Here is a 24946-nt window from a genome sequence, read left to right as displayed (position 1 = left end):
GCCAACTCGGGCGGCCTCAGCTCCAGGGCTGGTGGGGTGCGCCCTTGACTCGGCGTACGCCGTCCCGGTCGTTCAACCAACTCGTGCGCCGCCGCACGAACGACAGGTCCGTCTGCTCGTGCTCCGCCGCGCCGAGGATCCTTGTCCCCTCCTCGTCGGTCAGGCGAGTGAACCACGAGGTGAGATCGTCGACCCCGCTCGCCCAGTCGGTGTACTCGTGGAACCGATACAGCCAATAGGCCGCGCATGAGGTACACCGTTGCAGTGCCGCGAGATCATGGCTCGACTCCGACAGCGTGCGGATCCGAACGAGCCGCGGTTCGCGACAGCAGTCGAGGAAACTCGACGAATTCATAACTCCCCCACCAGATTCTGTCCAGACTTTCGGTCCCGAGAACAACCTACTGCCACTGGCACCGGTATGGGCCACGATCGGGAATGTCCATGGGAGAACGATTGTGGGTCGCGGAAGGCGCCTCCGTAGGCTCAACCCCCGAGAAGATCTGCGCGAAACAGCTCGAGCGAAAGGGGCGGCATGAAGGCGTGGGCGCTGCTGTCTAATCAGGACGACCGCACGTGGGAGAGCAACGAGGGCTACGAGGACGTACTGGGTTCGCAGTACGCCTATGACAGCGGCGTGGCGAACCATCTGAAAGTGTCGGTCGGCCACATCGTCGTGCTCCGGAATTCGACTGTGGTGCATGGTGTCTCGCGGATCGACCGGATCGACTCCGGTCCGGGAACGAAGGTGCGGTACAGCTGCCCGAAGTGCGGCCGAACCGGTTATGTGAAGCGGACGACCAGGACACCGACGTTTCTGTGCCGGCACTCCGATTGTCGACACACGTTCGATGAGCCCCGGCGAGTGGACGTGCCGGTGATCAAATACGTGGCGAGCTACGGCGCGCAATGGGAACCGCTGGACGGTGCGCTGTCGTTCGCTGCCATCGAGCCGGCACTGGATCGTGCGCAGCAGAATGCAATCCGCTCCTGCGATGTCGAGCGACTCGAAAAACTGCTGGCCGGCGTTCGCGCGGTCCTTCCGCCGGCACCCGCCGTGCGGACGACTCCGCCGAAGGGCGGGCACCGTACCGCCATGGTGAAAGTCCGTAACGGCCAGGCGGCGTTTCGCGAGCAGTTGCTCCAGATGTACGGCCTCGTCTGTGCGATTACCGGGCCGTGTCCGGCGCCTGCGCTACAGGCCGCCCACCTTCGCGAGTTCGCCAAACATGAATCCCACGATCCCGCTGATGGACTGCTGTTGCGATCCGATATCCACCAGCTGTTCGACGCTGGGTTGTTGGCAGTCGACCCGACCACGATGAAGGTTGTGATCGCCCCGTCCCTCGCGCGGTATGCGAATTACAAAGCGCTGGAGGGAATTTCGGTCGCCCAGGGTGTCTACGTCCCTGCTCTGGCCGACCATTTCAACGAGGTGACTGCCAGCTGGTAGCGGTGATATCGGGTTGTTCGCTTGCGACAGCATCTGTGCGTACGCGCATCTGCCCATGACAGTTGCGGTTCGACGTGGTGACGGCCATAGCCGGCCGCGGTATCGAACGAGAAACCGGTGCCGGCGCTGAAGCGCGCTTGCACCGGTTACCTTGTCCCACAACCTACTTCAGCTTGTCGCTCCCCAGCCCCAGCACCCGCCGGGCCACGATCAACTGCTGGATCTGCTGCGTCCCCTCGAAGATGTCCAGAATCTTGCGTGCGTTCTGCCTGAGCTGTGGCGTTGCCGCCAAAATGGCTGGTGACCAGCCCATTCGGTACTCAGCGCTTCTCGCTGGTTCCGGGCCGTTTTCGACCTTCGACGGCCTGTAGACGGCCTGGCGCTCGACGGATAGGTCGTCTATCCGCCCCCTGACTTCTCTTCCCCCCATCTTCCTCATACTGGCCGTCCTCTGTGGAGGGCGGGCGTGTCAAGGATGCGGAGCACCGCGTAGCGGACACCGGAGGTGGTCCTTGACTCGTTCGACCGGAGCGAGATAATCGGGCCATGAGGAAGGTGGGGGATTCGTGCGTGCGCTGAGGGAACGGGACCACAGCCGGTTGCCGCGGCTGGGTGGCGGGGATTCGGCGTGCTGACTGCGGGAGGCCAGGCCGGGTACGGCTCTCGGCGTGCCCAGCACTGCTCGGTCGTTGCAAAAGTAGCCAGATAGGGAAAGTCGGTGGTTCTGCCACGTCGCCGAAGCGGTGCCGACGCGCCCAACGGGCCACGGTCGGCCGGAGCGGAGCGGAGGCGGGCCGTGCTGCGCGGTGCCGCGTGGCGGCACCGCTGGGCGGCGCGCCAGCGCCGCCCCTTGATCCTATATAGCTAAATTCGGCAAGGGGCTCACAGCGCAAGGCGGTCGTGTAGCTGAGCCATGCTCGTGACTATCCCGAGGGGACTTGCGGCGATGAATCGTTCGGCCTTCTCCGGACGGTTGGCAAACGCGATGACGGGAACGTTCGCGGCGTGCCCAGCCTGAATGTCGGTGAGCGAATCTCCCACGAAGACAGTCTGATTGGCGGAACAACCCAATGCGTCGAGTGCCTCCAGTAGGAGTGCTGGAGCGGGTTTCAGCCTGGACACGTCGGCCGAGCGGCGAGCGAAAACGCCGGTGATGTGTGTGCGGAGGTCATGTGCGTCGAGATAGGCGTTGATCGCCGGAACTGAGTTATTGCTCACGATCGCAACGCACATCGACGGCCGGTTGGCCGCTGCCCGAATCAGTTCCGCGGCTCCTTCGGTCGGCCTGGCCTGGCGAATCGCACCCAATTCGATTGTGGCGAAATGCCTTTCGACCTCATCGAGCTCTTCGCGGCGATGTTCGGCCGCGTAGCGAAGGACGTCGAACGGATCGATGAAGTTGGATACCTCGGTGGGTACCGGTGGGGCTAGCGTCCGAGCAAGGTTGGCGGCGGCGCTGCTCGCAGGTAGACCGGCAAAGACTCCGCAGACGGGGCCATCGAAGTCCAGCAGGAGGCACTGAGGGGTCGGAACGTTCATCGGTAGTCCCGAGCTACGGAGGTCCAAATGCTTTCGAACCACATTTGCGACTGCTTGACGAACTGGCTGCTGCTGGATTCCAGATCGGCGTCGGTCGCGTGCTGAAACAGCGTGGCGTCCTTGCCCATAAGGTCCCATATCGCAGTCGTTTCGCTGTCGAGTTCCAGCTTGTGTTCGCGGACCGGGTAGTAGCCGAAGAATGCCTGTTCGCCGTTGAGGACGTAGAGCTTGAACAACGGAACTGCAGGGAAGACACGAACCTGAGCGTTGGCGGTGGCTACCAGGCCCAGTTCGCTGAGTTCGTGCACGGCATCCACAATCGCGAGGGCATGGCGTTCCATGATCCGCGTGGCCCGTCGGCGGAATGCAGGGCTGTCGCTGAGGTCGTCGGTTCGAGCTGGCAGCGACCATGGGATCGATGCGTCTGGCACGAGCAAGCGGATGGTGAGCGCGTCGGGCCGCAACCGACCTTCCCGGATGCGGTCGAGAGGTTCGGCGATAGCACCATGGAGCGTCTCGCCGGAGAATCCGGCGAAGTCGATCGTCACGGCTGCTGCCTCAAATGCCCGTTCGATATGGGGCCGAAGGCCAACAGGCCGTTCGGTCCTCTCCCGGACGTAAACGCCACTGCCCTTGCGGGAAATGACCAATCCCTCGTCGCGGAGAATTCGAATCGCCTGTTCCGCAGTCGCTTTCGCGACGCCGTACCGCTCCACGAGCTGTGGCCCTGAGGGTAGCTTCTCGCCCGGCGCAATCTTGCGCGTCAAGATCGCGGCCCGCAATTGGTTTGCGATTTGCTGGGAGGCGGGGCGGGGGTCGTCGGGATCGATCGCATCCATGGAGTAAGAGTATCCAATCTGCCTAGGTTGCCCAGGAAGGCATTGATTTACCTAGGGAGGTAGAGTACCTTCAAAGATACCTAGGGAGGCTAGGTAGACGGGCTGATCGGATATCCGGAGGTCATCGTGAAGGCACTGAAGATCGCGCCCCAGGTGGCGCTTCGCCCGGAGCGGCTGAATTCCGCTGGTTATTGCATCTACTGCGGGGATCGGTGGTGCGAGTCGGCGCGGTGCGTGTCGGCGTTCGCTCGGTCGCGGTGGACGGAGTGCGACGAGTGCCACGGCACCCAGCGCATTGAGGACCAGGTGGCGTTGTGCGGCTGGTGCATCGGCGGTCTGACCGAGGTCGAGCCCGCGGCTGCGGTGGTCCCGCTCGCCGTGGTTCCGGGCGTGGCGGCACTGTCGGCGCGTGAGGTGTCCGAGCAGGAGGCGGCGCGGCTGGCTCGGTTGCTGGGTCCGGAGGCTTCGGCGGAGCTGCGGGAGGCGGCGGGTTTGGTGGCTTGTCCTCCGTCGGATGGCGCGGGGCGGGTGACGGTGTCCGATCCGGATTATCGTCCGGCTGCCGGTTTGGCGCATGTTCCGGGTTGGGGGCTGTGATGGCGAAGCTGGACGAGTTGGAGGCGAAGCTTCTGCTGTTGGGGATGGACGCGCTGCCGGTGCGGGAGCGGCCGTTGCTGATGTGGTTGGTGCGGGTCGGCGCGGATGTCGGGGCGGACTTCCTGGAGTTCACCCGGGCGCAGGGGATCGACTTCCAGGAGATGGCGAGCCGGTGGAACCGGATGGGGTTGCTGGCGACGGGCTACGACTGGGAGCGGGATTGCTCGTTGTGGATGCCCTCGGATCGGGCGGTGGATCTGGTGTATCTGTCCGAGACGGAGTGGGTGATGGCGACCATAGCGAACCCGGTCGATCTGGACGCGAGGGACCAGGGGGTGGCCGCGTGACGGAAACGGTTGTCACGGAACCGGTTTCGGATGTCACGAAACCCGAGGACGCGCGGCGGGTGACGGCGGCGGATCGGCGTTCGCGCCTGAATTTGGTGGAGTTGGCGCAGGCGACGGCGGATCGGTTCGAGGTGTGTAAGCGGCCGTTGGTGATGGCGGCGACGAACCCGGATGGTTCGGTGGATTACGTTGGCGCGCCGTGCAAGTCGACGTTGGAGTGCGTGTGTCCGGCGTGTGCGAAAAGGGCGTTGCGGTTGCGGATTCAGCAGTGCCGGGAGGGCTGGCATATCGAGGAGGAACCGGTGACGGAGAAGAACGAACCCACCCAGGCGCAAACCGACCTCATCCGGGCGCGGGCGGTGCTGGTGGACGAGTACGGCAAGGCCAAGACCGAGGGCGACACGGACGCCATGGGCGAGATCGCCGAACTCGTGGACGAGTTGGATCACGAGTTGCGGGAGTCGGGTATCCGCGGGAAGTTCCCGCCGCTGGAGCCTCGGGAGCGCACGGCGCGGAAACGCTCGACTCGTCGGCGCCAGGCGGTCCCGGACCTGCCGCGTAAGCGGGTGGACAAGTCCACGGTCGGGCGCGTCTATGCGGGCAAGTACCGGCCCTCGATGTTCCTGACCCTCACCTTGCCCTCCTACGGTCGTGTCGGCCCGGAGGGGGCACCGGTGGACCCGGCCAGCTACGACTACCGGCAGGCGGCGCGCGACATCATCCATTTCGCGGCCTTGTTCGACCGGTTCGTGCAGAACTATCGGCGCGCCTCGGGGCGGGATATCCAGTACTTCGCCACGGTGGAACCCCAACGGCGCGGTGCCCCGCACATCCATATGGGTATCCGTGGCACGGATGCGCGGCAGTTGATTCGCGAGATCGCGGCGGCGACGTATCACCAGGTGTGGTGGCCGCACTTCGACCGCGAGGTGTACGAGCGTGGCCGGTTGCCGTTCTGGGACTACAAGGCCGGTCGTTTCGTGGACCCGGACCGCACCGACCCCGAGACGGGGGAGCGGGTGCCGGTGCCGACGTGGGATGAGGCTCTGGACGCCATGGACGCCGTGGATGAGTTGGAGCCTGCGCATGTGGTGCGGTTCGGTGCGCAGATCGACGTGAAGGGCATCCTGGGCGGCACGGAGGAGGCGGGCCGTCATATCGGCTACCTGACCAAGTACCTCACGAAGTCGATCGGGGACGTGATCGAACCTCAATCCCATGGTGCGGCAGCGCATTACGACCGGTTGCACGCGGAGTTGCAGCGCACGCCGTGTTCGCCGTCGTGCGGGTTGTGGTTCCGCTACGGCATCGTCCCCAAGGGCGCGGGCGCGAAGACGGTGCCGGGGGTGTGCAAGGGCAAGGCGCACCGCCGGGACACCCTCGGCCTGCGGGGGCGGCGGGTGCTGGTGTCGCGCAAGTGGACCGGCAAGGATCTCGCCGACCACAAGGCCGACCGGATCGACTTCGTTCGGCAACGCCTCGCCGAAGCGGGTATCTCGGCACCGGAACTGGAGCGGGTGACCATCTCCCCGGCGTCGCCGGGTGACCCGAACGTCCCTCCGCGTGAGCATCTGATCTTGGCGATGGTGAACGACAAGCTGTCCAAGCGGGCGCAGTACAACAGGGCGCAGATCGCGTTGGGGGAGAGATCATCTTTGGTTCCACGTGAAACCGGAACCGTTGGGCCGCAACAGGATTCGTCGGACACGGATGTCGCGTAGGGGGTGAGATGGCCGTGATGGAGTTGCCCGAGAACCGGCTATGGACGGTGGAGGAGGTGGCCTATTTCCTCGATCTGCCGGTGAAGACGCTGTACCAGTGGAAGTGGCGGGGTGAGGGGCCGCCGGTGCGGAAGATGGGGCGGCATCTGCGGTATGACCCGGTGAAGGTCCGTGCCTGGGTGGATCGGGATGAGGCCGCGTAGTGGCTCACGTCGAGGATCGCTGGTATCGCGCCAAGCGGGATGAGGCGACGGGGGAGGTCGTGTTGAACGGCCGCGGTAAGCCGGTGATGGAGCCAACGGAGTTGTGCGGCAAGGGCCTTCGGTATCGGGTGCGTTATATCGCGCCGAATGGCCGTGAGCGGTCGAAGTCGTTTCCGGATCGGCAGAAGAAGCGGGCCGACGATTTCCTGATCGAGGTTGAGTCGGACAAGCGGGAGGGCAAGTACATCGACCCGAAGGGGGCGCGGAAGAAGTTCCGTGACCAGGCGGAGAGCTGGGTGAAGGCGCAGTCACCGGACCCGGCGACTCGTCTGGCGCTGCGCAGTCGGTTGGACAGCCAGGTGTATCCGGAGTTCGGCGAGATGTGGCTGGGTGGAATCGGACCTGAGCAGGTCAGGGATTGGGTGGAAAAGCTGGACGTCCGCAAATACTCGGACAACTACAAGGCGGTCTTGTTCGCGCTCGTGTCCGGGGTCCTTCAATCGGCAGTTGACGACAAGCTGATTCGCGAGAACCCGTGCGCATCGAAGTCGGTGCGGCGGCCGTTGCGGCGAAGCCCGAAGGTCGTGATTTGGAAACAGGACCGGTTGCCCGCGGTTCGTGGCGGGATGCAGCCGCGTCATGAGATTGCGGCGGCGGTGGGTGCGGGCGTGGGGATGCGTCAAGGGGAGATCCTCGGTTTTTCGCCGGAACTGGACATTGATCGGGACGGCATGGTGGTCCATGTTCAGCGCCAAGTGAAGTTGGTGGCGGGCACGTTGATGTTCGCTCTGCCCAAGCGCGGGAAGGACCGTTATGCCCCGGTCGCGCCTCCGTTGCTGCGCGAGATCGACGCGTATCAGGACGTGTTTCCGGCGGTGGAGGTGACGTTGCCGTGGGGGAGGCCGGATGGGGAGCTGGTGACGGTGCCGCTGTTGATCACGCGTCCGAGCGGTGAGGCGTATAGCGGCGACTTGTTCACGAAGGTGGCGTGGCAACCGGCGTTCGGCAATGCCGGGTTGGAGTACCGGCCGCGAGTGGACGGGATGCACGCGTTGCGGCACCTGTATGCCTCGGTGCTGTTGGCGCGTGGGGTCTCGGTGAAGGAGTTGGCCGACTACCTGGGTCACGCCGATCCGGGGTTCACGTTGAAGGTGTACGCGCATCTGCTGGACGACAGTCATGAGCGGGCGCGCAAGGCGGTTGAGGCGGCCTGGAAGGTGTGGGGTTTCGACGGTGACGGCCTGGCGGCGGCCTGAGGGCGCGGCTCATGATCGTGGACGGGCGTCCTTGGACGAGAAAACCGGTGCGGGTCCTGAGGTGGATCGGCACCGGTTTTCCCTTGTCCCACAACCTACTTCAGCTTGTCGCTCCCCAGCCCCAGCACCCGCCGGGCGACGATCAGCTGCTGGATCTGCTGCGTCCCCTCGAAGATGTCCAGAATCTTCGAGTCCCGGCTCCACTTCTCCAGCAGCGAGCGCTGCGAATAGCCGATGGTGCCCGCCAGTTCCACGGCCTTGAGGGTGACGTCGGTGCCCATGCGGCCGGCCTTGGCCTTGGACATGGAGGCTTGCAGGGAGTTGGGCTTCTTGTTGTCGGCCATCCAGGCGGCGCGCAGGGCCAGGAGGTAGGCGGCCTCCCAATCGGCTTCCATGCGAAGGAATTCCGCGGCGGCGGCGTGTTGGTCGTTGGCGGGCTTGTCGTAGTCGATCTCGACGCCCGCGTCGGACAGGACCTTGCGGAGTTCCTCGAGGGCGGCGCGGCCGACGCCGATGGCCATGCCCGCGACGAGGGGGCGGGTGTTGTCGAAGGTCTGCATGACCCCCGCGAAACCCTTCTCCACGTTGACTTCCGGGCTGCCGAGGATGTTGTCCTTCGGGATGCGGCAGTCCTCGAGGCGCAGCTCGGCGGTGTCGGACGCCTTGATGCCGAGCTTGTGCTCGAGGCGGGCGACGGTGAGGCCGGGGGCGTCACGCGGCACGACGAAGGACTTGATGGCGGCGCGGCCCGCGGACTTGTCGACCGTCGCCCACACCACGATGTGGGTGGCGCGCGACCCGGCGGTCACGAAGATCTTGGTGCCGTTCAGGACCCACTCGTCGCCGTCGAGCACCGCGGTGGTGCTCACGGCCGCGGAGTCGGAGCCGAACGACGGTTCGGTGATGGCCATCGCGGCCCACACCTTGCCGAACCGCGACAGCTGCTCGTCGGTGGCGACCGCGGCGATGGCCGCGTTGCCCAAACCCTGATAGGGGATCGACAGCATCAGGCCGACGTCGCCCCACGAGGTCTCGAGGGCGTTCATGAGCGCGGACATGTTGCCGCCGTTGGTGTTTCCGAGCAGCTCGGTGGCGTGCCCGTTAGCCGCCTCCGCACCGGCCTCGGCCTTGCGGCCGCCGGTGGCGCCGCTGATGTCCTGGGTGCCCGAGTCGGCCAGACCCTCGACCATGGCGGCCATGGTGTCCAGCTCGACCGGGTACTCGTGCTCGGCGAGGTCGTACTTGCGCGAGATCGGGCGGAAGATCTCCTGCGCGACCTGATGGGCCTGATTGGCGCTGGCCCGCAGCTTCTTGGGGAGTTCGAGGTTGATCATGGCAAATCTCTCCGTAGTGAAGTGGGGTCAGACCAGGACGACGCCCTCGGCCACGCCGACGGCCCGCAGATCGCGGTACCAGCGCTCGACCGGGTGCTCCTTGGTGTAGCCGTGGCCGCCGAGCAGCTGCACGCCGTCGAGGCCGATCTGCATGCCCTTGTCGGCGGCGAACTTCTTGGCCAGCGCGGCCTCGCGGGCGAACGACAGCCCCTGCTCGGCGCGCGAGGCGCCGCGCAGCGTGATCAGCCGCAGGCCGTCCAGTTCGATCGCGATATTGGCGACCATGAACGCCACCGCCTGCCGATGCGCGATCGGCTCGCCGAACGCCTCGCGTTCCTTCACATAGGGGGTCACGTAGTCGAGCACGGCCTGCCCGGTGCCCACGGCCAGCGAGGCCCAGCCCAGCCGGGCCAGCCGCACCGCGTCGGCGTAGTCCTCGGCGCGCTGGTCGGCGTCGGCGTCGCCCAGGATCGCCTCGGTGGGGACCGCGACATTGTCCAAGATCAATCGGCCCAGACCCGCCGCGCGCAGACCCATGCTCGGATCCGCCTCGATCACCACACCCGGGGTGTCGGATTCGACCACGAAAAGCGCTGGGCGGCCGTCGAGTTCGGCGCCGACGATGAACAGTTCGGCGTCGCCCGCGGCGGGTACCAGGGACTTCACGCCGTTGAGGCGGTAGCCGCTGGGGGAGCGAGTCGCCTTGGTCTGCAACGCGAACGGATCGAACAGCGCGCGCGGCTCGGCGAGCACCACCGAGGACTGCGGCACGTTCTCGCCGGTGTAGGCGCTCAGGTAGGTCTTCTGCTGGGCGTCGCTGCCCCACTGCGACAGCGCGACGGCCACGCCGGAGGGGGCCAGGATCGGCAGGGCCAGACCCATGTCGCCGTGCGCGAGGGCCTCGGCGACCAGCGAATTGGTGACCGCGCCGCGCTCGGTGGCGGCGCCCTCGAGCTCCTCGGGAACGTTGATGAGCGTGATGCCCAGTTCGGCGGCGCGCTCGAGCAGATCGCGCGGTGCCTTGGCCGCGGCGTCGGCCTCGTAGGCGGCCGGGCGCAGGATCTCCTCGGCGAACTCGCGCACCGTCTCGGTGATCATCTGCTGCTCGTCGTTCGGCGTCAGGTCGAAGTAGTCCTTGCCGCGAGACTCGTTGGCGGGCAAGCGCTTCGGCTTACCGCCACCGGCGACCTTGCCGAACGCGCGGGTGGCCGCGCCCAGCGTCCGGAAGCCGGTCTTGGTGCCCTCGTAGGTGATTCGGTCGATGGGCTTGCGCAGCTTGTACTTCTCGGCGAGCTCCGACCCCGTGATGGTCGTCATGACCCGCATGGCCGCGCCCATCCAGTCGCGCTTCTGGGGGTTGAGGCCCACGGCCGAATCCGGACGTCGCTTCTCCGCGGTGTCTCGAGTGCTCATAATCACCAGTCTTCTCGGGTGGTGGGTGATCGGTCCCAGCATCTTACTGTCGAGTAAGGCTATCTTACTCCAGAGTAAGAACGCCGTCGAGCGGCAGCATACACACGGCGATCGGCGGGCGACCAAATCGTGTTACGACGTGCGCTGTTCCAGGTATAGCCGGGGAGCGACGCTCCTAACAGCCCGTCATGGGGCGAGCGCTTCGGTTGGGGGGTACAGCCCCCCAACCGCCGGGCGCGAGCCCGCCCTCGCCGATACCGTGAGCGGGTGTCCGCGGGCGTGGGCACGCTCGCCGCCGATCCGATGCGGCGTCGGGAGTACGGACGCCGTGCGCATGGATCACGGCTCGCATCGGGAGGACGGACGACGGCTCGCGACGGGAGCCGTGGACCATGCTCGCGTCGGGAGCACGGCTCGTGGCGGGGCCGTGGACCATGCTCGCGTCGGGAGGGCGGATCGCGGCTCGCGGTGGGTGCGTGGACCACGGTTCGTGTCGGGCGGACCACGGCTCGTTGCGGGATCGTGGATCACGGTTCGCGTACGGCGCGGACGAGGGCTCGTGGCGGGAGTGCGATGTGTATTGGGTAGCGGCGCTGTACGTGCTGATCGAGCTGGCCTTCGCGGGCCGGTACGGCTATCACCGCGACGAGCTGTACTTTCTGGCCGCCGGGCGGCATCTCGACTGGGGATACGCGGATCAACCGCCATTGGTGCCGGTGATCGCGCGGGCGATGGCGGCGATCGATCCGAATTCGCTGGTGCTGCTGAGGTTTCCGGCGATCCTCGCGGTGGCCGGGGTGATCGTGTGCACGGGGTGGATGGCCCGCGAGTTCGGTGGGGGTCGTGGGGCGCGGGCGCTCGCGGCGGGGGTGATGGGGACGTCGATGATCCTGGTGGGCGCCGGGCATCTGATGGGGACGACCGCCTTCGACCTGTTGGCGACGGCGGGGATCGTGGTCGCGCTGCTGCGGGTGCTGCGCGTGGACGGGGATCCGCGGTGGTGGCTCGTGGTGGGCGCGTTGGTCGGGGTCGGGTTGATGAACAAGGCGCTGCTGGTGTTCCCGGTGGTGGGACTGGCGGCGGCGTTCGTCGTTTGCGGACCGCAAAAGATGTTCGCCACCAAGTACTTCGCGCTGGCCGTCGGGATCGGGCTCGTGCTCTGGGCGCCGTATCTCTGGTGGCAGGCGCGGCACGGGTGGCCGCAGTGGGCGTTGAGCCGGGCCATCGCGGGCGGGTCCTCGGGGACCTCGAATTCGCCGCTCGAGTTCGTGCTGGTGCAGTTGGTGCTGGCGGGGTTGTTCGCGGTGCCGGTGTGGGGGTACGGATGGTGGCGGTTGTGGCGGGAGCCGCGGTATCGCGGGTTCGCCGTCGCTTATGTACTGCTGTTCGTCGTCTTCCTGGTGACCGGTGGGAAGGGCTACTACCTCGCCGGAATGTATCCGGTACTGGTGGCGGCCGGGGCGGTGCCGTTCGCGGCGTGGCTGGGCGCGCATCGGAGGGCGTGGGTCGCGGTGGTTCCCGCGGGGTTGGTGAACGCGGCGATGGCCGTGGTGTTGTTCTTGCCGGTGTTTCCCGTTGCGGCGCTGGCGCATTCACCGATCGTCGCGGTGAACTACGACATGGGGGAGACCGTCGGTTGGCCGGATCTCGTGGCGCAGGTGGCCGCGGCGCGCGCCCGGTACGCGCCGTCGGCGGGCCTGCTGACCGCCAACTACGGTGAGGCGGGCGCCATCGAAAGGTTCGGCGGCGCATACGGTTTGCCGACTCCGCACAGCGGCCACAACTCCTACTGGTGGTGGGGTCCGCCGCCGGGCGCCGAGCCCGTTCTCACCGTCGGAATCCCCGCCGAGCGGCTCACGGCCCTGTGTGCGGATCTGCGCCCGGCGGGCCGCCTGGACAACGGACTGGATCTCGACAACGACGAACAGCACGCGCCGTTGTCCGTGTGCACCCCGCGCGTACCGTGGGCGACCGCGTGGCCGCGAATGAAGGGCCTGGGCTGAATCAGGACCGCAGGCGGGTCAGAACCTGGTCGTGCACAAGGCTGTTGGTGGCGACGGCACTGCCGCCGTGCGGTCCGGGGGCGCCGTCGAGCGCGGTGAAACGCCCGCCCGCCTCGCGGATCAGGATGTCGAGGGGGGCCAGATCCCACAGCGAGACCTCCGGCTCGGTCGCGATGTCCACCGCGCCCTCGGCGAGCAGGCAGTAGCCGAAGAAGTCGCCGTAGCCGCGGGTCCGCCACACCTCGTCGGTGAGGCCGATGAGCTGATCCCGCAGCCCGAGATCCCGCCAGCCGGACAGACTGGAGATCGCCAGGCTCGCCGCGCTCAACTCCCGCACCGCCGACACCGAAATCCGCCGCGCCCCTTGGCCTTCGAACCGGCTCCACGCCCCCTCGCCCGACGCCGCCCACCACCGCCGCGCCAGGGCCGGGGCACTCACCACGCCGACCACCGGAATCCCGTCCTCCAGCAACGCGATCAGCGTCGCCCACACCGGCACCCCGCGCACGAAGTTCTTCGTCCCATCGATCGGATCGATGACCCACTGCCGCCCCCGGAACTCGGCGTCCCCCCCGAACTCCTCACCCAGCACGGCGTCCCCCGCCCGCTCCCGCCCCAGGCTCGCCCGCACCGCCTCCTCCACCGCCAGATCCGCGTCCGACACCGGCGTCAGATCCGGCTTGCTGTCCACCTTCAGATCCAGCGCCCCGAACCGCCCCCGCGTGATCCCATCCGCCTCATCGGCCAACCGCAGCGCCAATTCCAGATCCGAGGTGTATCGCGTCACGGGGCAACCTTATTGCCCTTCGCTGCGCTCAGGGACAGGGGGAGCCAGCCGGCTCAGGGACAGGGGGAGCCAGCCGCTCGAGGGAGTAGACCTCCGAGCGTGCTGGATTCGTGCGTGAGCCCAGCGAGGCCGAGGCCGCACACCACCGGGGTCAGCGAGACCGAGGTCGCATATGAGGCGGGGACCAGCAATCGCCGAGGGCGCGTACGAGGCGGGGCATGCAAGGCAGGGGCGTGGGCGCGGCGGGCGTGCAGGCCGTGTTTGTGGGCGAGACAGGGGTGGCAGGGGGAGGGCGTCTGTCAGTCGGGCATTGGTTCGAGGGCGTCGGGTGGGGCGGTGGGGTTGATTCGAGGGCGCGGATTACGCGACGGTCTGACGGGCGGTGGACAAGGCTCGGGCCCACCATTCGAGTTGGTCGAGCATGGTGGTGGCGGCGTCCTCGGGGCCCGCGGGGGCGTGCAGGTTGCCTTCGGGGTCGAAGAGTTCGTAGTAGCGGGGGAAGGAGACGTAGTCGCGGAGGGTGTGGGCGTTGAGTTCGTTGAAGATCTCACGCAGGTGGGAGATGGCGTAGAGGCCGCCGGTGAGGCCGCCGTAGCCGACGAAGGCGATGGGCTTGCGGTCCCATTGGGTGTAGTGCCAGTCGATGGCGGTCTTGAGGGAGGCGGGGTAGCTGCGGTTGATGTCGGGGGTGACCACGACGACGGCGTCGGCGACGGTGAGGCCCTCGGTGAGGGCGGCCATATCGGCGGGGCGGACGGGGTCGGGGTCCACCTTGGGGGAGGTGGCGGGCAGGGCCAGGGGCAGCGTCGCCTCCGCGAGGTCGATGACGGTCACCTCGAATCCGGCGTGGCGGCGCGCCCGCTCGGCGAACCAGCGGGCGACCACGGGACCGAAGCGGCCCTCCCGGACGCTGGCCACGATGATCGCGAGACGCAATGGGCTGCTGGACATTTCGCATTCTCCTCGGTCGAAGGGGTCGATCGTTCGCGATCGACTCTGCCGCCGGGCGCACCCGGCAGGGAGCCCGCGCCGAGAGTGGTAGTGGCAGGGCCACTCTCCGAGTCCCCGGCTCCGCTACCGTCGAGACGTGAGCGACAACGATCTGGGCGTCTTCCTGCGCAATGTGCGCGAACAGGTCACCCCCGCGCGGGTCGGCCTGCCGACGGGACCGCGCCGCCGCACCCCGGGCCTGCGCCGATCCGAACTCGCGACCCTGGCGGGGGTCAGCGTCGAATACCTCACCCGCCTCGAACAGGGCCGTGACCGCCGCCCCTCCGCGGCCGTGCTCGGCGCGCTCGCCGAGGCCCTGGCCATGACCCCGGCCCAGCGCGTGCACCTGCACCGCCTGGCCAAGGGCGCGGAACCCGGCTTCAACTGCACCGGCGCCGCCGCACCCAATCGCGTTGTGCGCCCGCCGATTCGGGCCCTGCTCGACCAGCTCGAACCCGCCCCGGCCGCGGTCCGCAACCGGCTCGGCGAGGTGCTGGCCTGCACCGACGGCTATCGCCGCCTATTCGGCCCGACCGGTCAGCTCGACGGCGGCCTGCCCGCCAACTTCCCGCGCTACCTGTTCACCGATCCGCGCGCCCGCGAGGTCTATCCGGACTGGGAGCATCTGGCCGACAAGACCGTAGCCACCCTGCGGCAGGGCCCGTACCGATCCATTCCCGAGGTGGTGGCGCTCATCGAGGAGCTCACCCTCACCGCGGGCAGGGCGTTCGCCGACCGCATGCGGACCGTCGACGGCGTGCCCGACACCCACGGCATCACCCGCATGAACCACCCCGAGGCGGGCGCGCTGCGCCTGTCCTCCGAACGCCTCGATCTCTCGGCCGACGACGACCAATACCTCCTGGTCGACCTGCCCGCCGACGACGCCACCGCCGCCGCGCTCGACACCCTGGTCGGCCGTCGTCCCGGCGGTCTGCGCGCGGTCTCGGGCTGAGCCCCGGCGCGGGCTCGCCGTATTTCACCGCAGCCCAGGCCGACCGGTAGATTGGAGCATCGTGCATCCTGACGTCGCCGCCGATCTCGCCCAACTCGACACCACCCTGAAGACCGTCGAGGCGGTCCTCGATGTCGACGAGCTGCGCCGCCGGATCGACGAACTGGAGCAGCAGGCCGCCGACCCCGATCTGTGGAACGACCAGGAGCACGCGCAGCGGGTCACCAGCGAGTTGTCGCACGCCCAGGGCGAGATGCGCCGCGTCACCGATCTGCGCCAGCGCCTCGACGATATGCCGGTGCTCTACGAACTCGCCGAGGGCGAGGAGGGCGAGGCCCGTGCCGCGGCCCTCGCGGAGGCCGACGCCGAACGCGCGTCCCTGCGCGCCGACATCGAGGCGATGGAGGTCCGCACCCTGCTGTCGGGCGAGTACGACAAGCGCGAGGCGCTGGTCAACATCCGCTCCGGCGCGGGCGGCGTGGACGCCGCCGACTGGGCCCAGATGCTGATGCGCATGTACATCCGCTGGGCCGAGCGGCACAAGTACCCCGTCGAGCTCTACGACACCTCCTACGCCGAGGAGGCGGGCATCAAGAGCGCCACCTTCGCGGTCAAGGTGCCCTACGCCTACGGCACCCTCTCGGTCGAGATGGGCACCCACCGCCTGGTCCGGATCAGCCCCTTCGACAACCAGGGCCGCCGCCAGACCTCCTTCGCCGAGGTCGAGGTGCTGCCCGTCGTCGAGCAGACCGACCACATCGACATCCCCGAATCGGAGATCCGCGTCGACGTGTACCGCTCCTCGGGCCCCGGCGGCCAGAGCGTCAACACCACCGACTCCGCGGTCCGGATCACCCACATCCCCACGGGCATCGTCGTGACCTGCCAGAACGAGAAGTCCCAGCTGCAGAACAAGGTCTCGGCCATGCGCGTGCTGCAGGCCAAACTGCTCGAGCGCAAGCGGCAGGAGGAGCGCGCCGAGATGGACGCCCTCAAGACCAACGAGGGCGCGTCCTGGGGCAACCAGATGCGCTCCTACGTGCTGCACCCGTACCAGATGGTCAAGGATCTGCGGACCAACTACGAGGTCAACAACCCCACCGCGGTACTCGACGGCGATATCGACGGGTTCATCGAAGAAGGAATCCGGTGGCGTATGCGACAGGGCGACGACCAGTAATTCCGGATCGACATCACGAATATCGGGTACGGCTACCGTATGGAAGATCACGGCACTATCACGGCGTGTGGGCGAGCGGGTCTCCGTAGTAGCCTGTCAAGCGTGCTTTTCGGCGAGGGAAAGGTCTCGGTGCGGGGATGATCGCGGATCTCGCTGCCGCCGGAGACGACGGCGGAGTAGTCACCTGGTTGCGCGGCAACGGCCTCGAGGTCGTGCTGCTGGTCGTCGGCGCGATGCTGTTCAGCCGCTTCGCGACCTACGTGCGCGACCGGATCACCCGCAAGATCGACGCGGGCTTCCAGAGCAGCGATTCGCTGGTCCGCTCCGAGGCGGCCAAGCATCGGCACGCGCTCGCGCAGGTGATCACCTGGGTGCTGCTGTCGATCGTGTACTTCCTGGTGGGTCTGGAAGTGTTGCGGCGCTTCGGTTTCACCGTCAGCGGGCTGGTCGCCCCGGCCGCGGTGCTCGGCGCCGCGCTCGGCTTCGGCGCGCAACGTGTGGTGCAGGATCTGCTCGCCGGATTCTTCCTGATCACCGAGCGGCAGTACGGATTCGGTGATGTGGTTCGCATCGCCGTGACCGGACAGCCCGACCCCGCCGAAGGTACGGTGGAGGACGTCACGTTGCGGATCACCACCCTCCGCAACGCCGACGGTGAGGTGATCACGGTGCCGAACGGCCAGATCGTGAAAGTCACCAATCTGTCGAAGGATTGGGCTCGTGCCGCGATCGACGTCCCGGTACCGGCGACCGCCGACATCACCAAGGTCAACGAGATCCTGCACGACGTGGGCGCCAAGGCGTTCGAGGATCGCAGGCTCAAATCCCTGCTGCTCGACGAGCCCACGGTCATGGGTCTCGAGGACCTCACGGTCGATCAGATGAACATCCGCATGGTTGCCCGCACATTGCCGGGCAAACAATTCGAAGTTGGGCGTGAGCTGCGGGTTCGGGTGGCCGCCGCGCTGCGCCGGGAGGGAATGAGTGAAAACGCGTAGGTCGACGGCGATCCTCGTTGCCGTCTGGGTCGTCACATTTGTGCTGTATCTGTTCGTCAAGCCCACCGCGTCGACGCACTCCGGCTTTCCGCCGATCACGAATTCGATTACGCAATCGGTGATCTCGCCGACGCCGGGCCGATAACCGTCGGGTCACGGGGAGTCGCCGGAAAAGCTGGCTACACTGGCTCCCCGTGATCACCCTGCGGAACGTCACCAAGTCGTACAAGACCTCGACGCGACCCGCGCTGGACAGTGTTTCCGTCGAGATCGGCAAGGGCGAGTTCGTCTTCATCATCGGACCGTCCGGTTCGGGCAAGTCGACGTTCATGCGGCTGTTGCTGAAGGAGGAAGCGCCCACGTCCGGCGAGGTCCACGTCGCCGACTTCCGGGTCGATCGACTACCGGGCCGCCGGGTGCCCAAGCTGCGGCAGCGCATCGGCTGCGTGTTCCAGGACTTCCGGCTGTTGCAGCAGAAGACGGTCGAGCAGAACGTGGCGTTCGCGCTCGAGGTGATCGGCAAGAACCGCAAGTTCATCAACCGCGCGGTGCCCGAGGCGCTGGATCTGGTCGGCCTGTCCGGTAAGGCGGACAGGTTGCCGAGCGAATTGTCCGGCGGTGAGCAGCAGCGCGTCGCGCTCGCGCGGGCGTTCGTGAACCGGCCGCTGGTCCTGCTCGCCGACGAGCCCACCGGCAACCTCGACCCGGAGACCAGTCAGGACATCATGACGCTGTTGGAACGGATCAATCGCACGGGCACCACGGTGCTGATGGCCACCCACGACAACCACATCGTGGACGCCATGCGCCGTCGCGTGGTCGAACTCGACCGCGGCCGGCTGGTGCGCGACGAGGCCACCGGCGTGTACGGGGTGGGCCGGTAATGCGGATCAGCTTCCTGTTCGGCGAGGTCTTCAACGGCCTGCGCCGCAACGTCACCATGACCATCGCGATGATCCTCACCACGGCGGTGTCGCTGACCATGCTCGGCGGCGGTCTGCTCGCGGTGCGGATGGCCGACAAGACCGAGCAGTACTTTCTGGATCGGCTCGAGGTGCGGCTGTATCTGACCGAGGACGTCTCGGCGTCGGATCCGGACTGTTCGAAGGATCCGTGCAAGACGCTCATGTCGGATCTGAAGGCCATGCCCGGCGTGGAGACCGTGCAGTTCCTCAATCGCGACGACGCGATCCGCGAGGCCAAGGAGAAGACCTTCAAAGACCAGCCGGAACTCGCCCAGTACGTGAGCGAATCCCCGCTGCCCGCCTCGCTGCGCGTGAAGATGACCGACGCGGCCGACTATCCGCTGATCTTCCAGAAGTTCCAGGCCCGCCCCGGCGTCGGCTTCGTCCGCAACGACAAGGACATCGTGGACCGCCTGGTCAGCCTGTTCGACGGCCTCCGCAACGCCGCCTTCGGCCTGGCCGTCCTCCAGGCCGTGGCCGCCCTGCTCCTGATCGCCAACATGGTCCAGATCGCCGCCTTCACCCGCCGCACCGAGGTCGGCATCATGCGCCTGGTCGGCGCGACCCGCTGGTACACCCAGCTCCCCTTCCTCCTGGAAGCCGTGGTCGCCGCCCTCACCGGCTCCGCCCTGGCCTTCCTCGGCCTCCTCATCGCCCGCCCACTGGTCATCGACCGCGCCCTCGGAGACCTGTTCGCCTCCAAGGTCTTCCCCCGCATCACCGGCGACGACATCGCCATCGTCACCCTGACCATCGTCCCGGTCGGCATAGCCTTCGCCGCTTTGACCGCGTACGGAACGTTGCGCTACTACGTCCGCGAATGACGCGGTGCCCGTTCGCCTTCGGTGGCGGCACTACCCAGGCGCGGCCTCTATGCAAGCGCGGCCCTTCAGGGTGGCGGCAACTCCAGCCGCACCCCTTATTCGGATCCGCACCCCTTGTAGAGCCCTGAAGGGGGTGCGGATGTGGATAAAGGGTGCGGGTGTGGATGAGGGCTTTCGCCGGGGCGGGAGATCCGTAGGATGGCCAGGGTGAGTTTCCCCGAGACGCTCGAGACGGCCGCCGATGACTCCGGTGCGGGTGCGAAACCCGATGCGGCACATCAGGTTCTGCGGAAGGTGTTCGGTTACGACACCTTTCGCGGGCTACAGCGCGAGATCGTCGAGCAGGTGGTGTCCGGGGGCGACGCGCTGGTCCTCATGCCGACCGGCGGCGGTAAATCGTTGTGCTATCAGATCCCCGCGCTCGTGCGGCCCGGGGTGGGCGTGGTCGTCTCGCCGTTGATCGCGCTCATGCAGGACCAGGTCGACGCGCTCAACGCGCTGGGCGTGCGCGCGGGCTTCCTGAACTCGACCCAGTTCCCCGACGAACGCCGCACGGTGGAGGCCCAATTCGTCTCCGGCGAGCTGGATCTGCTCTACCTCGCGCCCGAACGGCTGCGCCTGGAATCCACGCTGAACCTGCTCGATCGCGCCAAGGTCTCCGTCTTCGCCATCGACGAGGCGCACTGTGTCTCCCAGTGGGGCCACGACTTCCGGCCCGACTACCTCGGCCTGTCGGTGCTGCACGAGCGCTGGCCCGACGTCCCCCGCATCGCCCTGACCGCGACGGCCACCGAGGCCACCCGCAAGGAGATCGCCGAACGCCTCGATCTCACCGGCGCCAAGCATTTCGTCGCCAGCTTCGACCGCCCCAACATCCAATACCGCATCGAACCCAAGAACCGCCCCGAACAGCAACTACTCGCCTTCATCCAGGCCGAGCACCCCGGCGACGCGGGCATCGTCTACTGCCTGTCGCGCAACTCGGTGGAGAAGACGGCCGAATTCCTCACGCGCAACGGCGTTCCCGCGGTCCCGTACCACGCCGGGCTCGACAATCGCACCCGCGCCACCAACCAGGCCCGATTCCTGCGCGAGGACGGCCTCGTCGTCGTGGCGACCATCGCCTTCGGCATGGGCATCGACAAACCCGACGTGCGCTTCGTCGCCCACCTCGACCTGCCCAAATCGGTCGAGGGCTACTACCAGGAGACCGGCCGCGCCGGCCGCGACGGCCTGCCCTCGACGGCCTGGATGGTCTACGGCCTCGCCGACGTCGTGCAACAACGCAAACTCATCGACAACTCCGACGGCGACGCCGCCCACCGCCGCCAACTCCAACTGCACCTCGACGCCATGCTCGCCCTGTGCGAAACGGTCCAATGCCGCCGCACCCAACTCCTGGCCTACTTCGGCCAGCGCGGCGAATCCTGCGGCAACTGCGACACCTGCCAGACCCCACCCGAATCCTGGGACGGCACGGTCCCCGCGCAGAAGGTGCTCTCCGCGATCCTGCGCCTGAAACGCGAACGCGGCCAGAGCTTCGGCGCGGGTCACCTCATCGACATCCTGCTGGGCAAGTCGAGCCCGAAGGTGTTGCAGCACAACCACAACGAACTCAAGGTCTTCGGCGTCGGCGCGGACCTGCGGGATACCGAGTGGCGCGGCGTCATCCGCCAGCTCCTCGCCCAGGGCCTGCTGGCGGTGCAGGGCGAGTACGGCGTGCTGACTCTCACCGAAACCAGCGAGGAGGTGCTGTTCCGCGGCCGAACGGTCATGCTGCGCCGCGAGCCGGAACGCGCCAAACCCGCGAAGGTCTCGCGCACCAAGACCGCCCGCGCCGCGGTCGAACTCGCCCCCGGCGACGCCGACCTGTTCGAGCGATTGCGCGCCTGGCGCGCCTCGGTGGCCAAGGAACAGGGTGTTCCCGCCTACGTCGTCTTCCACGACGCCACCCTGCGCGAGATCGCCGCCCGCAAACCGCGGACGCTCGCGGAATTGGGCACGATCAGCGGAATCGGTGAGAACAAGCGGGCCAAGTACGGCGAGGGTGTGCTGGAGACCGTCGGTAGCGGCGCGGACTCGCCCTCGGCCTCGCGGATGGCGGCGGGGGACTCTGGCTCGCGCTCGGTATCCGAGACGGGAAACCAAGCCTCGAACTCCCGGTTGGGGCGGAGCGAGATGCCCTCGCCCGCAGAGTCCTCGAATGTGGCCGCGAGTGAGACTCGAATGGTGCAGGACGAGTTGCCAACGCCCGCAGGGCTTTCGGATGCGGACAAGCGTGACGCTCGAACGGGGGAGCGCGATATTTCCACATCCACGGGGTCCTCGGATGCGGCCGGGCGCGGGGCTGCAGGGCGTGTCCGGGCGACTGGGGGCCACGCGGATGACCGTGCGGCTCCGACCACGGGCGACGCATCGGCATCTCGGCGGCAACGTCAGGCCGGAGCCGCGGGGAGTGCGGCCCGAGCCGCGCAGCGCCCGGGTGGCTCCGCATCGAGCGGGGCCGCTGGCACGCGGGCGGCGTCGGGTGGGCGCGGCGCGTCCGCGCGCACCGGGTCGCGATTCGCGGCGGCCGAGGACGTCCCTCCGCCCCCAGACAACTGGGACCACGAGCCGCCCCCGGATTGGGACTTCGAGCCGCCGCCGGACGATATGTACTGATCGCCGCGAAAGCGGTTGCGCGGGAGCGTCTTCCGGCGAATCCGCTCGAAATGGACATCCGACCGGGTCGAAACCTCGAATCGGCCCCGCTGAACTGCGTGTATTCGCGTCTTCTCTGCGGGTACCGTGGTGGTATGGCGCCCGGTGATGACGAGGTGATCCTGGGGGACGGTCTTCCCGTGGACCGTGCCGTCTTCACGGTGTCCATGCCCGCGGCCGAGCCGGTGGTCACCACCGACCCGCCCGCCAAGCGACGGGTGTGGTCACGCAAACTGCTCGGCGGTCCGCGCATCTCGACCATGCTGCTGGCCTCCATCTGGGTCGCCGCCCTGGTGCTCTATCTCCAGGTGCGGCCGGGCGGATAGACGACGGGGGAGAAATGTTCGACACACCGATCGCGCGGTCCGAATCCCATACTCGCGCAACCCACTCCGGATAGCGTGCGGCCATGCACGATCATCATGCCCGCAACGACGATCGTTCGGATCAGTCCTCCGACTCCGGCTCCGGTGGCGACGGCCCCGACCTCGTGCGCGTCCGAGCGCGGCGCGTCGACGGCACCGTGGACGCGGGCTGGCTCCGCCCGCAGCACCAGCAGCCGCATCGCGGCCGCCCACGCGCCTCGACCGTGGCCCTGGTGCTGATCTTTATCGCTGTTCTCCTGGCTTATCTGGAACTTCGGCCGAACGGTTGAGGGCTGTCGGGTCCTTCCGGGAGCCTTCTGATCACCTCCTTGTCCTTGGGCTATTCGAGATCGACCTACCTGGTCCGAACCGGTATCCGCGCGGTACCTTGCCCAGGTGGCACGTTCGCGAGGGCAGCGGAAAATCACTGGCGCCGAAAGCCTTTGAGCCCGTATCTTTTCGACCGTGGCCGTCATCGAGGGGCGCACCGGAATCTCCGGCCCGCGTTCCCCGTGTCGGAAGCGGCCATGCCATTGGTTGGCGCAGACCTCTTGAGTCTGTCGGGGTTCAAATCCCTTCCGACGCGCCCCGTTCCGATCCTCCGCCGGTGTCGCGGCTCTGCGGGCTCTCCGCCTCGTGCGGGGGACGCCCCCGCCGCGGCATCGTGATCGGGACAGGGCGTGTCCGCGCCGAACCTGTTGTGGGGGAAGGAGTTTCACTGTGCACGTTACTGTCATGGATTGGGAGCGCACGCTCCTCTACCGCGACGGCAAGCTCGACAAGGTGCTCGAGCCGGGCCGCCACCGCTTCGATCAGCGCCGCAGCACGCTGGTCAAGGTCGACATGCGACCGCGCCGGTTGCAGGTCGGCGGTCAGGAACTCCTCACCCGCGACGGACTGTCCCTGCGCGCCAGCTTCGTCGCGGCCTGGTCGGTGACCGACCCGGTCGCATTCACCATCGGTGCCCAGTACCCGGAGAACGTGCTGTACTCCGCGGTGCAGGACGTCGCCCGCGACAAGGTCGCCGCCCACACCCTCGACGACCTGATCGCCGACCGCGACCTGCTCTCCGGCGCCGACGAGGTGGCCTCGGCCGTCGCCGAACTGGGCATGGCGGTGACGAGCGTCCGCGCCCGCGACCTCATGCTCCCCGGCGAACTCCGCAAGGCCGCCCTGGAGACGGTGCTCGCCAAGGAGCGCGGCCGCGCCGACCTCGAGCGCGCCCGCGCCGAGGCCGCCGCACTCCGCTCGCTCGCCAACACCGCCCGCCTGCTCGAGGAGAACCCGACCCTGCTCCGGCTGCGCACGCTGCAGGTCGCGTCCACCCCGGGCACCCAGGTGGTGCTCGACCCGCGCGATCGCGCCTGACCCGCTCGGCCCGGCTGTCCCACGACCGCCGGGCCGGGCGACAGCCGCAACTCGCTACAGCCGATCCAGTCGTTGCCCGGTCCGTCGCGATTCGGTGGTCCGTGCGCCAATCGGTTCGGGGCTTGCCGATTGCGAAATAGACTGCTGTGCAACGCCTTCAGGCCAGGACTATTGCTGAAAGTAATGCCCCTGCTCCAGATCCTCCAGCAGCCCCGGATGCGTCGGCTTCCACCCCAGAGTCTCGATGGCGGTCTCGTTCGACGTGGCGGCGTCGAGCGAGAAGAACCCGCCGATCCACCCGAAATGCTCGAACGCCTTGTCCGGCGCGACCGAGACGACCGGAACATCGAGATGACGGCCGATCACTTCGGCGATCGTGCGGGTGGGAATACCCTCGTCCCCGACAATGGGCAGAACCGTTGCCGCGGGCGCTGTTTCGAGAGCGAGACGGAACCCCACCGCCGCGTCGAGCCGATGCACGGCGGGCCAGCGGTTCTCGCCCTCACCGACGTAGCCGGAAACGCCTCTCTCCCGGGCGACTCTGATCAGTTGCGGGACGAAACCGCCGTCGCCGATATCGTGCACCGAGGGCGGCAGCGCGACCACCGACGATCGGACGCCCCGGGCTCCGGCCGCGATCACGGTCCGCGCGCTGGCGACCCGCGGCCCGGCCGGTGACGTGGGCGCGGCCTGGAGGTTCTCGCGCAGCACCAGCACCCCGGAGGCGATGGCCAGCGGACGATCCGATCCGGCGAGCGCCTCGGTGAACGTCTCGACCGCCCGCAGATCGATGGCCGCCGATTTGTCGAAATTGTCGAAGTCGTGGACGAAGGCCAGGTGGATGACGCCGTCGGCCTCGTCGGCGGCCGCGCGCAGCACGTCCAGATCCTCGAGCGAGCCGCGCCGCACCTCGGCTCCGGCGGCCGTCAACGCCTGAGCGGAGGCCTCCGAGCGAGCGAGCCCGACCACCTCGTGACCGGCTCGCAGCAATTCCGGAACGACGGCCGAACCGATGAAACCGCTTGCGCCCGTGACGAATACACGCATGATGAACCCTTTCAGAAGTCGATGTCAGTCGCTGTCGTCAGCGTAGCACCCATGTCAGTCGC

General features: G+C 67.6%; 23 protein-coding genes and 2 pseudogenes. 16 read left to right on the top strand and 9 right to left on the bottom strand.

Going from position 1 to position 24946, the window contains the following annotated elements; genetic code table 11:
- Positions 1-16: 16 nt before the first annotated feature.
- Complete coding sequence (locus ACFYTQ_RS30855; RefSeq protein WP_387368631.1) at positions 17-355, bottom strand: hypothetical protein; 339 nt, start codon at positions 353-355, stop codon at positions 17-19.
- A 180-nt stretch (positions 356-535) separates the two neighbouring features.
- On the opposite strand from ACFYTQ_RS30855, the gene ACFYTQ_RS30850 reads away from it, so the two are divergent.
- Positions 536-1453, top strand: coding sequence for an HNH endonuclease (locus ACFYTQ_RS30850; protein WP_387368629.1), 918 nt, complete (start codon positions 536-538; stop codon positions 1451-1453).
- A gap of 163 nt (positions 1454-1616) precedes the next feature.
- On the opposite strand, the pseudogene ACFYTQ_RS30845 reads toward ACFYTQ_RS30850, so the two are convergent.
- From ACFYTQ_RS30845 to ACFYTQ_RS30835, 3 genes and pseudogenes are all read right to left on the bottom strand, one after another.
- Positions 1617-1709: pseudogene (locus ACFYTQ_RS30845) on the bottom strand (hypothetical protein); the annotation flags it as partial.
- A 626-nt stretch (positions 1710-2335) separates the two neighbouring features.
- Entirely contained in the window at positions 2336-2992 is a 657-nt protein-coding gene (locus ACFYTQ_RS30840) for an HAD family hydrolase (protein ID WP_387368627.1), read from the bottom strand.
- Positions 2989-3831 carry a GntR family transcriptional regulator gene (locus tag ACFYTQ_RS30835; RefSeq protein WP_387368625.1) on the bottom strand — a complete coding sequence of 281 codons (843 nt, stop codon included), beginning with the start codon at positions 3829-3831 and terminating at the stop codon, positions 2989-2991. Before ACFYTQ_RS30835 ends, ACFYTQ_RS30840 begins: the two co-directional genes overlap by 4 nt.
- Positions 3832-3957: 126 nt before the next feature.
- Between ACFYTQ_RS30835 and ACFYTQ_RS30830 the strand changes: the two genes are divergently transcribed.
- Genes ACFYTQ_RS30830 through ACFYTQ_RS30810 form a run of 5 tightly spaced genes read left to right on the top strand, consistent with a single transcriptional unit; the run spans position 3958 to position 7955 of the window.
- Positions 3958-4428 (top strand): hypothetical protein, encoded by a 471-nt coding sequence (locus ACFYTQ_RS30830; RefSeq protein WP_387368623.1) that lies wholly within the window; start codon positions 3958-3960, stop codon positions 4426-4428.
- The gene (locus tag ACFYTQ_RS30825) at positions 4428-4775 is read left to right on the top strand and encodes a hypothetical protein (RefSeq protein ID WP_387368621.1); all 348 of its coding nucleotides are present in this window, start codon (positions 4428-4430) and stop codon (positions 4773-4775) included. The genes ACFYTQ_RS30830 and ACFYTQ_RS30825 overlap by 1 nt, the downstream gene beginning before the upstream one ends.
- A complete protein-coding gene (locus ACFYTQ_RS30820) occupies positions 4772-6496 on the top strand; it encodes a replication initiator (RefSeq protein WP_387368619.1) in 1725 nt (574 codons plus the stop codon). Before ACFYTQ_RS30825 ends, ACFYTQ_RS30820 begins: the two co-directional genes overlap by 4 nt.
- An 8-nt stretch (positions 6497-6504) precedes the next feature.
- Positions 6505-6699: a helix-turn-helix transcriptional regulator gene (locus tag ACFYTQ_RS30815; protein ID WP_387368617.1), complete on the top strand. Its 195-nt coding sequence runs from the start codon at positions 6505-6507 to the stop codon at positions 6697-6699.
- Positions 6699-7955: a tyrosine-type recombinase/integrase gene (locus tag ACFYTQ_RS30810; RefSeq protein WP_387368615.1), complete on the top strand. Its 1257-nt coding sequence runs from the start codon at positions 6699-6701 to the stop codon at positions 7953-7955. Before ACFYTQ_RS30815 ends, ACFYTQ_RS30810 begins: the two co-directional genes overlap by 1 nt.
- Positions 7956-8050: 95 nt before the next feature.
- Here the strand turns inward: ACFYTQ_RS30810 and ACFYTQ_RS30805 are convergent, their stop codons facing one another.
- Positions 8051-9289, bottom strand: a complete 1239-nt coding sequence (locus ACFYTQ_RS30805; RefSeq protein WP_387368613.1) for an acyl-CoA dehydrogenase family protein — start codon at positions 9287-9289, stop codon at positions 8051-8053.
- Between the two features lie 27 nt (positions 9290-9316).
- Positions 9317-10708 (bottom strand): acyl-CoA dehydrogenase family protein, encoded by a 1392-nt coding sequence (locus ACFYTQ_RS30800; protein WP_387368611.1) that lies wholly within the window; start codon positions 10706-10708, stop codon positions 9317-9319.
- Between the two features lie 569 nt (positions 10709-11277).
- Between ACFYTQ_RS30800 and ACFYTQ_RS30795 the strand changes: the two genes are divergently transcribed.
- On the top strand, positions 11278-12705 hold the full coding sequence (locus ACFYTQ_RS30795) for a glycosyltransferase family 39 protein (RefSeq protein ID WP_387368609.1): 1428 nt from the start codon (positions 11278-11280) through the stop codon (positions 12703-12705).
- A gap of 1 nt (position 12706) precedes the next feature.
- Here the strand turns inward: ACFYTQ_RS30795 and hisN are convergent, their stop codons facing one another.
- A complete protein-coding gene (gene hisN / locus ACFYTQ_RS30790) occupies positions 12707-13492 on the bottom strand; it encodes a histidinol-phosphatase (protein WP_387368607.1) in 786 nt (261 codons plus the stop codon).
- A gap of 360 nt (positions 13493-13852) precedes the next feature.
- The gene (locus tag ACFYTQ_RS30785) at positions 13853-14443 is read right to left on the bottom strand and encodes an NADPH-dependent FMN reductase (RefSeq protein WP_387368605.1); all 591 of its coding nucleotides are present in this window, start codon (positions 14441-14443) and stop codon (positions 13853-13855) included.
- Between the two features lie 136 nt (positions 14444-14579).
- On the opposite strand from ACFYTQ_RS30785, the gene ACFYTQ_RS30780 reads away from it, so the two are divergent.
- The 9 genes and pseudogenes from ACFYTQ_RS30780 to ACFYTQ_RS30740 all read left to right on the top strand — a co-directional run bounded on the left by ACFYTQ_RS30780 (position 14580) and on the right by ACFYTQ_RS30740 (position 23837).
- The gene (locus ACFYTQ_RS30780; protein ID WP_387368603.1) at positions 14580-15437 is read left to right on the top strand and encodes a helix-turn-helix domain-containing protein; all 858 of its coding nucleotides are present in this window, start codon (positions 14580-14582) and stop codon (positions 15435-15437) included.
- A gap of 61 nt (positions 15438-15498) precedes the next feature.
- Positions 15499-16617 carry a peptide chain release factor 2 gene (prfB, locus tag ACFYTQ_RS30775; RefSeq protein ID WP_387368601.1) on the top strand — a complete coding sequence of 373 codons (1119 nt, stop codon included), beginning with the start codon at positions 15499-15501 and terminating at the stop codon, positions 16615-16617.
- A gap of 137 nt (positions 16618-16754) precedes the next feature.
- Positions 16755-17615 carry a mechanosensitive ion channel family protein gene (locus ACFYTQ_RS30770; RefSeq protein WP_387368599.1) on the top strand — a complete coding sequence of 287 codons (861 nt, stop codon included), beginning with the start codon at positions 16755-16757 and terminating at the stop codon, positions 17613-17615.
- 194 nt (positions 17616-17809) lie between these two features.
- Positions 17810-18499: a cell division ATP-binding protein FtsE gene (gene ftsE / locus ACFYTQ_RS30765; RefSeq protein ID WP_387368597.1), complete on the top strand. Its 690-nt coding sequence runs from the start codon at positions 17810-17812 to the stop codon at positions 18497-18499.
- Complete coding sequence (gene ftsX, locus ACFYTQ_RS30760) at positions 18499-19404, top strand: permease-like cell division protein FtsX (RefSeq protein ID WP_387368595.1); 906 nt, start codon at positions 18499-18501, stop codon at positions 19402-19404. The genes ftsE and ftsX overlap by 1 nt, the downstream gene beginning before the upstream one ends.
- Positions 19405-19602: 198 nt before the next feature.
- Positions 19603-21474 (top strand): annotated as a pseudogene (gene recQ / locus ACFYTQ_RS30755) (DNA helicase RecQ); the annotation flags it as partial.
- Between the two features lie 725 nt (positions 21475-22199).
- Positions 22200-22430, top strand: a complete 231-nt coding sequence (locus tag ACFYTQ_RS30750) for a hypothetical protein (protein ID WP_387368593.1) — start codon at positions 22200-22202, stop codon at positions 22428-22430.
- A gap of 83 nt (positions 22431-22513) precedes the next feature.
- Positions 22514-22759, top strand: a complete 246-nt coding sequence (locus tag ACFYTQ_RS30745; RefSeq protein ID WP_387368591.1) for a hypothetical protein — start codon at positions 22514-22516, stop codon at positions 22757-22759.
- Between the two features lie 430 nt (positions 22760-23189).
- Positions 23190-23837 (top strand): slipin family protein, encoded by a 648-nt coding sequence (locus ACFYTQ_RS30740; RefSeq protein WP_387368589.1) that lies wholly within the window; start codon positions 23190-23192, stop codon positions 23835-23837.
- Between the two features lie 168 nt (positions 23838-24005).
- Here ACFYTQ_RS30740 and ACFYTQ_RS30735 read toward each other — a convergent pair whose 3' ends face one another.
- Entirely contained in the window at positions 24006-24884 is an 879-nt protein-coding gene (locus tag ACFYTQ_RS30735) for an SDR family oxidoreductase (protein ID WP_387368587.1), read from the bottom strand.
- Between the last annotated feature and the right edge of the window lie 62 nt (positions 24885-24946).

The organism is Nocardia sp. NPDC004068 (assembly GCF_042874315.1).
Lineage (GTDB): Bacteria > Actinomycetota > Actinomycetes > Mycobacteriales > Mycobacteriaceae > Nocardia.
Note: the sequence above shows the minus strand (reverse complement) of the source record. Positions and strands in the feature narration are given on the sequence as shown.

Excerpts from the sequence above, each read along its gene's own strand:
- ACFYTQ_RS30855 (WP_387368631.1), bottom strand. The coding sequence starts at position 355 with ATGAATTCGTCGAGTTTCCTCGACTGCTGTCGCGAACCGCGGCTCGTT.
- ACFYTQ_RS30850 (WP_387368629.1), top strand. The coding sequence starts at position 536 with ATGAAGGCGTGGGCGCTGCTGTCTAATCAGGACGACCGCACGTGGGAG.
- ACFYTQ_RS30840 (WP_387368627.1), bottom strand. The coding sequence starts at position 2,992 with ATGAACGTTCCGACCCCTCAGTGCCTCCTGCTGGACTTCGATGGCCCC.
- ACFYTQ_RS30835 (WP_387368625.1), bottom strand. The coding sequence starts at position 3,831 with ATGGATGCGATCGATCCCGACGACCCCCGCCCCGCCTCCCAGCAAATC.
- ACFYTQ_RS30825 (WP_387368621.1), top strand. The coding sequence starts at position 4,428 with ATGGCGAAGCTGGACGAGTTGGAGGCGAAGCTTCTGCTGTTGGGGATG.
- ACFYTQ_RS30815 (WP_387368617.1), top strand. The coding sequence starts at position 6,505 with ATGGCCGTGATGGAGTTGCCCGAGAACCGGCTATGGACGGTGGAGGAG.
- ACFYTQ_RS30805 (WP_387368613.1), bottom strand. The coding sequence starts at position 9,289 with ATGATCAACCTCGAACTCCCCAAGAAGCTGCGGGCCAGCGCCAATCAG.
- ACFYTQ_RS30785 (WP_387368605.1), bottom strand. The coding sequence starts at position 14,443 with ATGTCCAGCAGCCCATTGCGTCTCGCGATCATCGTGGCCAGCGTCCGG.
- ACFYTQ_RS30770 (WP_387368599.1), top strand. The coding sequence starts at position 16,755 with ATGATCGCGGATCTCGCTGCCGCCGGAGACGACGGCGGAGTAGTCACC.
- ftsX (WP_387368595.1), top strand. The coding sequence starts at position 18,499 with ATGCGGATCAGCTTCCTGTTCGGCGAGGTCTTCAACGGCCTGCGCCGC.
- ACFYTQ_RS30750 (WP_387368593.1), top strand. The coding sequence starts at position 22,200 with ATGGCGCCCGGTGATGACGAGGTGATCCTGGGGGACGGTCTTCCCGTG.
- ACFYTQ_RS30745 (WP_387368591.1), top strand. The coding sequence starts at position 22,514 with ATGCACGATCATCATGCCCGCAACGACGATCGTTCGGATCAGTCCTCC.
- ACFYTQ_RS30735 (WP_387368587.1), bottom strand. The coding sequence starts at position 24,884 with ATGCGTGTATTCGTCACGGGCGCAAGCGGTTTCATCGGTTCGGCCGTC.